Origin of the sequence: Bacillus cereus group sp. BfR-BA-01331 (genome assembly GCF_022663915.1) — a bacterium.
Lineage (GTDB): Bacteria > Bacillota > Bacilli > Bacillales > Bacillaceae_G > Bacillus_A > Bacillus_A mycoides.
Map to the genome: position 1 here is coordinate 1 of NZ_JAKUGJ010000109.1, position 1469 is coordinate 1469.

A 1469-nucleotide genomic window follows, 5' to 3' on the forward strand; every position below is an offset into this window, starting at 1 on the left:
TTATTAAATGCCTCTTGGGGAGGAAATGAAGTACACACTCCTCTTCAACTTGCTCAATATGCAGCAACTTTGGCAAGTAAAGGTGATAAATATAAACCTCAAATCGTAAGTGCTATTATTGATCAAAATGGTAAGGAAACAAAGAAATTCAAACCAATTATAGAAAGTTCAAATCATTATCCAATGGACTTTTGGAATGTCGTGCAAGGTGGAATGAGTCAAAATATAGAGGAAATTAAAAACTTACCCTTCCATGTCGCAGGTAAAACAGGCATAACAGGTGCTCCGAATGAGCAAGAAAGAATGATAAACCATTCTCTTTTCATTGCATATGCTCCTACCGAAGATCCACGAATTGCCGTTTCTGTCGTTATTCCTGGTAGTAATTCAGAAAAAAACATTGCTGCTCTCGTTACATCAGAAATTTTAGAGTACTGGAATACTCTTCAATAAGAGAATAAAAACATAGAGGAAGGTTCATTAAAGTGAACCTTCCTCTTTACCATATAGAATCTATATTCGTTATTTTCCATTTACCTTCATGATCCTTTTCGAACATGAAAGAATATTTAATATCAGTTAAAACATACTCTTTTTGTACATATCCAGTATTACCGCTAATTGTCGATACTTTTATATATCCATTATTCTGCACTTTTTCTGGAATCCAAGCTTTTACCATTTCATTAGATACTTCATATACAACTTGTGATTCTCGCTTTGGTTCAGCTAAAATTTTCGTTTTATTTCCAGTAACAGTTGCATATATATAATGCGCTTGCTTTGGTTCGTTACTTTCTGTCAATCCACTTGGTACTTTGTATGCTCGCTTTGTATCATTTGTAAATGCTCCCCCCATTGTAAGAGCAATTTGCAACTCATGAAAAATATCTTCATCAAATTTCAATTCATCCTTCTTATAACTCTTCCCTTTAAATAGAACTTCATCATTTAACGCTCTATACAGGTCATTTTCATTTTTTGAATTTGTACTTCGATATAACTCATTCATAAATTGTTTTAATGATGGATCTTGAGCAGACTCATCTTTTGTTTTAGGCTTAATTTGAGTACTACTTTGTACCGGTGATTTATTATCATCAAGCCAAGGTTGTTGAACAATAAAAAATAACATTGTACAAACCAAAACAACTACAATAGGCAATGCTTTTTTACGAAATGGTCTCTTGTATGGTACAGAGTCTATTTCACTATTTTGGTATATCGATTGCTTTATTTTATAAATAAATGCTTCTTCATCTTTACGACGCTCCATTGGTCCATTTTTTAATTTGCTATACCAATCAGGATTTTTTTTACTGTTCATCACTTCTACCCTCCCCTATTAATTTTGAAACTTTACTTCTTGCTCTGCTTAACCTAGATTTGACTGTTCCAATGGATACACCTAATGTTTCAGCCATTTCTTCATAAGATAATTCATATTTCGCGTCCAATATTAGTATTTC

The 1469-nt window shown here is 32.8% G+C and carries 3 protein-coding genes; 1 reads left to right on the forward strand and 2 read right to left on the reverse strand.

The annotated features are described in order from the left end of the window. A partial coding sequence (locus MR155_RS31085; RefSeq protein WP_277958799.1) for a penicillin-binding transpeptidase domain-containing protein occupies positions 1 to 453 on the forward strand: 453 nt, incomplete at its 5' end. A gap of 46 nt (positions 454 to 499) precedes the next feature. Here the strand turns inward: MR155_RS31085 and MR155_RS31090 are convergent. Together MR155_RS31090 and MR155_RS31095 are read right to left on the reverse strand one after the other, a co-directional pair. Next, positions 500 to 1327, reverse strand: coding sequence for an SH3 domain-containing protein (locus tag MR155_RS31090; RefSeq protein WP_242312106.1), 828 nt, complete (start codon positions 1325 to 1327; stop codon positions 500 to 502). Further along, a partial coding sequence (locus MR155_RS31095; RefSeq protein WP_242312107.1) for an RNA polymerase sigma factor occupies positions 1317 to 1469 on the reverse strand: 153 nt, incomplete at its 5' end. The genes MR155_RS31095 and MR155_RS31090, both read right to left, overlap by 11 nt.

Coding starts and splice junctions, on each gene's coding strand:
- MR155_RS31090 (WP_242312106.1), bottom strand. CDS start 1,327: ATGAACAGTAAAAAAAATCCTGATTGGTATAGCAAATTAAAAAATGGA.